Annotated in this window: 4 protein-coding genes and 2 pseudogenes; 2 read left to right on the forward strand and 4 right to left on the reverse strand. The window is 65.6% G+C overall.

Annotated features, from left to right (window positions below; genetic code table 11):
- Window positions 1-66 precede the first annotated feature (66 nt).
- From D2K64_RS22590 to D2K64_RS22600, 3 genes and pseudogenes are all read right to left on the reverse strand, one after another.
- Window positions 67-384, reverse strand: a pseudogene (locus D2K64_RS22590) (transposase); the annotation flags it as partial.
- A 77-nt stretch (window positions 385-461) separates the two neighbouring features.
- Complete coding sequence (locus tag D2K64_RS22595; protein ID WP_120010637.1) at window positions 462-1,958, reverse strand: M81 family metallopeptidase; 1,497 nt, start codon at window positions 1,956-1,958, stop codon at window positions 462-464.
- 96 nt (window positions 1,959-2,054) lie between these two features.
- Entirely contained in the window at window positions 2,055-2,618 is a 564-nt protein-coding gene (locus D2K64_RS22600; protein ID WP_306418952.1) for a cupin domain-containing protein, read from the reverse strand.
- 225 nt (window positions 2,619-2,843) lie between these two features.
- On the opposite strand from D2K64_RS22600, the gene D2K64_RS22605 reads away from it, so the two are divergent.
- Window positions 2,844-4,448, forward strand: a complete 1,605-nt coding sequence (locus D2K64_RS22605) for an ABC transporter substrate-binding protein (RefSeq protein WP_238384380.1) — start codon at window positions 2,844-2,846, stop codon at window positions 4,446-4,448.
- Window positions 4,449-4,481: 33 nt separating this feature from the next.
- The gene (hisD, locus tag D2K64_RS22610) at window positions 4,482-5,765 is read left to right on the forward strand and encodes a histidinol dehydrogenase (protein WP_120010640.1); all 1,284 of its coding nucleotides are present in this window, start codon (window positions 4,482-4,484) and stop codon (window positions 5,763-5,765) included.
- A 93-nt stretch (window positions 5,766-5,858) separates the two neighbouring features.
- Here the strand turns inward: hisD and D2K64_RS22615 are convergent.
- Window positions 5,859-6,139, reverse strand: a pseudogene (locus tag D2K64_RS22615) (IS5/IS1182 family transposase); the annotation flags it as partial.
- Between the last annotated feature and the right edge of the window lie 7 nt (window positions 6,140-6,146).

A 6,146-nucleotide genomic window follows, 5' to 3' on the forward strand; every position in this document is an offset into this window, starting at 1 on the left:
TCCGCCGTGCCAGCCTGATCCGGTAGTTCAGCCCGCCGGAAACCATCGCTCCTACACCACGCGATGGGACACGACCTCCGGCACCGCCTGGTGGAGGGCAAGGCTCACGAAGCGCATAAACGAGAGCCGGTCCCGCAACTGAAACTCCGCCTGCTTATTGGAGAGGCTGTAGAGCGCCTGCAGCACCAGGATGCGGAACATCAGCACCGCGTCACAGGGTGGGCGTCCGCCACGGCTGCAATCCGAGCGCGCCAGCGCCGCCTCCAGCACAGGGCGGAAGATCTCGAAGTCGACCACAGCTGAGAGGCGTTCCAGCGGATCACCGGCCGCGGAGAGTGCCGCATACCGCTCCTCCACATCGAAGAGGCCAGGCTGACCCGCCATCGCCACTGCCTCCGCTGACCGAGGTCAGTGAATCAGCTCAGCGCCTCAACAGCGAGGTTTTTCGATGTGTCCATACTTCAGACCATGCGGCTGGGATGCTCGGCCAAGACAGGGACGAAATCCGGCTCATCCAGCGGAAAGAACGGGCGCGCGACGGTAAATGGCAACTCATGAACCTGGTAGGATGTCATGCCTGGCGTATCGACGGTGATGCACTCACCCGTCGCAGCGAAGTTCAAGGTGAAATGGTAGCCGGAGCGTGTGATAACGACACCCATCTTTGCCGGATCGATCCCCATCGCGCGGAAGTAGTCGGGATCGAGATAAGAGTAGGGCTGGTCTGTCAGAAGCACGCGCACCTTGCCGACTTCCACCACTGCATAGGCGCCGAGCTTCGCCTTGTACCCAGCATCGGCCGGCCCATCATAGGTGACGTGGGCTTCGGTTCCGAGGCCAATCACCTTGCCCGTAATGGTGGTGGGGGGCGCCATGGTGGAATAGCAACCGCCCACATCCAGGGTCACCTGGGAGCCGTTTCCGGCCGCGTGGCAGGCGGCAACAGAGGCCGGGTCCGTCAGCGGCACGACGGCGGCCGGCAGGCCGGGGCGGTCCAGCAAGGCGCGGAGCACGTAGGTGCTGTCGCCAGGGCCACCGCCGGCCACACGGTCCCCTTGATCACCCAGGATCAACGGGCGCTTGGTGCCGCGCTCGGCCCGGTCCAGGCATTCATCCAGCGAAGGATAGGTGCCGATCAATGCATGGCGTTGATCCCAGAGCGATTGGGCCAACTCCAGTGCCAAGCGGTCCCGGCCCCCGTCAGAACCGTTGCCATAGGCCAGGACCCAGTTGCCGAGGCCGTGCACATCCAGGAATTGCTGAGCGTTGAAGATGGAGACGTCATAGGCCAAGCCGCTTTCCACAGCCGCGCGGGCGCGTGCCTGCAGGCCCATGAGCGGCTCCTCATCGGTGCGATCATGGCCTAGGGTCAGCATCGGCACATGCACGGCGGAGAGCACCGGACGTAGCTGCCCGCCAAGGATGTCGAGGGCCGCCCTGCAGGCGCGGCGGCCGGTGCTGCCCTGGTCGCCATGCGGGTTGGTCAGGTAGCCGGCGAGGAAGTCGCAGGTTTTGAGGATCCGCGGCGTCACATGGGCATGCAGGTCGAAAGCGACCGTCATCGGCAGCCCGGGACCGACAATGGCACGGAGCAATGCCATCAGCTCGCCCTCCGGATCCTCCAGCGTGGGTGTGAGCATGCCGCCATGCAGCGGCAGGACGATAGCATCGAAATCACCTCGCTTCGCGGCATCGCATAGGATGTCGCGCATCTCGGCGAACACGACATCCTCTACCGGGCCGCCGGATTGCGCGCGGAACAGCGTCGGCACCAGCACCTCGATATCGGCCTGTTCGGCCGTGTCCAGGATGCCGCCCAGTAGCGAATTGGTGCCACGGGCGGACGCAATGGCCGCCTGTCCGGACTGAATGTTGAACCGGGCGCGGTCGGTCAGGACAGGATTGAAGCTGTGTGATTCCTGCGCGATGCCGCCCGCCAGGATCCGCTTCTTGGTCATGCTACGCCTCCCCTGCTTCTGCAGAGGAAGCTCACCCTGTTGCCGCCGGAGGCGCAAGCGAAAGGGGCATTGCTGGGCAGGATAATGCCCAGACGTTCAATAGGTCGGCGGGGTGATGGCGCTGATGATCTCGCTCACCGCGGCATCGACATTGCGGAAGCTGTGCGGTAGCCGACTGTCGAAATAATACGCGTCGCCTTTGCGCAGGATCCGGCTGCGGCCATCCACCGTGACTTCCACGGCCCCTTGCGTCACGATGCCGGCCTCCTCCGCGTTGTGTGCGATCACCGCCTCTGTGTGGGCACCGGGGGCGTAACGCTCCGCCAGCATCAGCATGCGCCGGTTCGGATGGTCCATGCCGACCAGACGATAGGAAATGCGGTCGCCCCGGCCGATCTCCACCAGCTCCTCTGCCTTGTAGAAGGGCCGTGCCGGCAGGGCACTCTCAAGGTCCGCGAAGAAGGAAGACAGGGTCGTGCCCAGCGCACCAAGGATGGCCCCCAGCGTGTCCACCGAAGGGCTCATCCGCTCTCGCTCAATCTGAGAGATAGCAGAATGCGAGATGCCCGAGCGAAGTGCCAGTTCGCGCATGCCCAGGCCCCGCCTCTGACGCAACGCCCGCAATTTCCCACCCACCAGTGCCATGGCCACAGCCTCCATCCCGCCCGCCAGGGAGCAGCATGAAGCCGGTTAGAATGATGAACAAGATACCTCGGGTGGCGTCCATTATGCGGATGCAGCAGCAGGCATAGGCCCACTGCTTGGTAAGTATTCTGACCGCAGGGCAACGGACGCCGTTCTTCCCGACCGATCTCTGCCAGAGTGTGCTGCAGGCCCCCGCCAAGACGGGCCCCCTGGGACGACGCCCAGAAAGGAGGGACCACGATGAGCCTGAGACGCCGAAACCTCATGCTGGCCACCGCGGCGCTACCGCTGGCCGGCCGCATCCTGGCCCGCCCGGCCCTGGCGCAGAACCGCCGGGCCACGACGCTGCGGCTGGTGCCATCCACTGACCTAGTCTCGCTGGACCCGGTCTTCTCCACCGCGTTGGTCGCCGTGCAGCATGGCTACCACGTGTTCGACACGCTCTACGGCGTGGATTCCGCCATGCGGCCGCAGCCCCAGATGGCGGAAGGCGCGTCGGTCAGCGATGATGGCCGGATCTGGAGCATCCGTCTCAGGGAAGGGCTACTGTTCCATGATGGGGCGCCGGTCCGTGCCGCCGATTGCGCCGCCAGCCTGGAACGCTGGAGCCGCCGCGACACTTTCGGCCGGGCCTACGGCGCTGCCGTGGACCGCTACGACACCAGCGATGACCGGGTCCTGCGCATCCACCTCAAGCGGCCCTTTCCGCGCCTGCTGGACGCGATCGGCAAGCCGCACTCGGCACCGGCCTTCATCATGCCCGAACGCCTGGCCCGCTCGGCGCCAGACCAACCCATCACTGAGATGGTCGGCTCCGGCCCCTATCGTTTCCTGGCCGATGAGCTGGATTCCGGCAATCTCATCGCCTATGCGCGCTTCGACGGCTACCGCCCGCGCGAGGGCAACCCGGAATGGACCTCGGGCGGCAAGGTCGCGCATTTTGAGCGGGTGGAGTGGCGCGTCATCGCCGACGAGGCCACCGGGGTCTCCGCGCTGCAGCAGGGCGAGGTGGACTGGGTGGAGAATCTGCCCGCGGATCTGGAGCCGCTGGTCGCCCGAAACAGCCAGGTGAAGGTGGAGAACGGCGATCCGCTCGGCACCGAGCTCGTGCTACGCTTCAACCACAGCGTCGCGCCCTTCAACAACCCGAGGCTGCGCCGCTTCGTCATGGCGGTGGTTCAGCAGGTTGACTATCTCGCCACGGTGACGGGCGGCAAGAGCGAGGATTGGCGCGAGTGCAAGGCCATGTTCCCTTGCACCATACCCGGCATCGAGGAGTTGGGCCGGCAGGATTTCGGCACGCTGGCGGGCAATCCCTCGCGCATGGCGGAGGCGCTGAAGGCCACCGGCTATGCTGGGGAGAAAGTGGTTGTGATCAATGCCGCCGACAGTGCCGCGATCGCCCCGCTTGGGCTTGTCACCGCTGAAAGGCTCCGGCAAGCAGGCCTCAATGTCGATCTGCAGGACATGGATTGGGGAACGCTGCTGCAGCGTCGCTTGTCCAAGGCTCCAGCGGATCAGGGCGGCTGGGGCATCTATCACAGCACTTGGCCCAGCATCGCCATCGCCAACCCGGTGTTGAACACCACGGTGCGTGGAGAGGGCGAGCGCGGCTGGCCAGGATGGTACGAGAGCGCCGAGATGGAGCGGTTGACAGCGGAATGGCTGGCCGCCAGCGATGATGCTGCCCGCGACCGGCTGACGCATGAGGCGCACGCTTTGGCGCTGCGCGAGGTGCCCAGCCTGCCACTCGGCATCTACTTCCCCAAGACCGCCTACCGCACTGATCTGCAGGGCGTGCTCAGCGGCTCCGTCCGCTATCCCTGGAACGCGCGCCGCGCCTGAGGTGCGGGGCCCGCCATTCAACGGAAAATTCGAATGCCTATCTCCGACGAAGCGCTGACTTTCCTGAAGCCCGCGCACCGCAACTCCTTTCAGGACAACGATGCGCTGGCCGATACGGTGAAGGCCGTACTGGAGAATGTGCGCGGCCGCGGCGACGCGGCGGTGCGGGAATACAGCCAGGCCTTCGATAAATCCGACCTGGAACGCTTCGAGGTTAGCGCCGAGGAGCGGACGGCCATCGTATCCCGCATGGACCAGGCCGCGCGGGACGATGCCGAGTTCGCCATTGCCCGCGTGCGCGACTTCGCCGAGCGCCAGCGGGCGACCATGCTGCCGCTGGAAGCGGAGGTGCTGCCGGGGCTGCATCTCGGCCACCGGGTGATTCCGATCGAGCGGGTCGGCGCCTATGTGCCGGGCGGGCGGTATCCGCTGCTCTCTGCCCCGGTAATGACCATCGTGCCGGCGCGCGTCGCCGGCTGCGACGAGATCGTGGCATGCCTGCCGCCGACCGCCCATCCCGACATGGTGGCGGTTTGCCACCTGTCCGGGGCCGACCGCATCTTTCGGATCGGCGGCGCGCAGGCCATCGCCGCTATGGCCTATGGCACGGAAAGTGTGCCGGCAGTGGACAAGATCTTCGGCCCCGGCAACGCCTACGTGAATGAAGCAAAGCGGCAGGTCTTCGGCACGGTAGGCATCGATCAGCTCGCCGGGCCCAGCGAGATCTATGTCGTCGCTGATCATGCTGGCAATGCTGAGATGATCGCGACGGATCTGCTCGCCCAGGCGGAGCACGACGTGATGACGCGGGTCGGCCTGATCACCACGGACCGTGCACTTGCCGAGGCGACCATCGTGGAAGTGGAGCGCCAGCTTACCGATCTGCCGACCGCGGGCATCGCGGGCCAAGCCTGGCGGGATTACGGCGAGGTTGTGCTCTGTGCGAATGAGGCGGCCATGCTGGCTTACTCCGACAGGATCGCCGCTGAGCACCTGCAGGTGCATACGGCGGACCCCCATGCTACGGCCCGGAAGCTGCGCAACTATGGCTCGCTGTTCATCGGCCCCCTGGCCAGCGTGGTCTACTCCGACAAGTGCTGCGGGACGAACCATACGCTGCCGACCCTCGGCACAGGACGCTACACAGGTGGGCTTTGGGTCGGATCCTACCTGAAAGTCTGCACGCATCAGTGGCTGGAGCCGCAAGGTGTGGCGGCCGTGGCCCCTCCGGCTGTGCGGCAGAGCGCGCGCGAGGGGCTGGAAGGTCACCGTCGTGCCGCGGCCTTCCGGGCCGGCCACAACCGCCTTGGACTCTGATGGGCTGAGTGAGGTGGCTTATCGCCGCTAAATCTTTGCGGCCTGCTGCAGCGAAGTCCTATAGGACTAACCTGATTATGCTAAGGCCGTTCCTCATAACCGATAGCCGACGATGGCGGCGAGATGGACGGCAGCCAGGAGGTTGGTAGCCAGCCTGTCGTAGCGGGTGGCGACGCGACGGAAATCTTTGAGACAACAGAACATGCGCTCGACGGCGTTGCGGCCACGATAGGGGAGCGGGCTGAAACAGCACTTCCAGAGCCTGTTGGGTGTCAGGACGAAGGCGAGCGGGCGCGCCCCCGGTCCTCACTCAGAGCCTGGATTTTGGTGGTGCGGCCGCCGTGGCTGATACCGGGCGCCTGGATCGTCTGCCCCCTTCAT

It is taken from the genome of Teichococcus vastitatis, from assembly GCF_003604215.1.
Lineage (GTDB): Bacteria > Pseudomonadota > Alphaproteobacteria > Acetobacterales > Acetobacteraceae > Pseudoroseomonas > Pseudoroseomonas vastitatis.

Coding starts and splice junctions, on each gene's coding strand:
- D2K64_RS22595 (WP_120010637.1), bottom strand. CDS start 1,958: ATGACCAAGAAGCGGATCCTGGCGGGCGGCATCGCGCAGGAATCACAC.
- D2K64_RS22600 (WP_306418952.1), bottom strand. CDS start 2,618: ATGGAGGCTGTGGCCATGGCACTGGTGGGTGGGAAATTGCGGGCGTTG.
- D2K64_RS22605 (WP_238384380.1), top strand. CDS start 2,844: ATGAGCCTGAGACGCCGAAACCTCATGCTGGCCACCGCGGCGCTACCG.
- hisD (WP_120010640.1), top strand. CDS start 4,482: ATGCCTATCTCCGACGAAGCGCTGACTTTCCTGAAGCCCGCGCACCGC.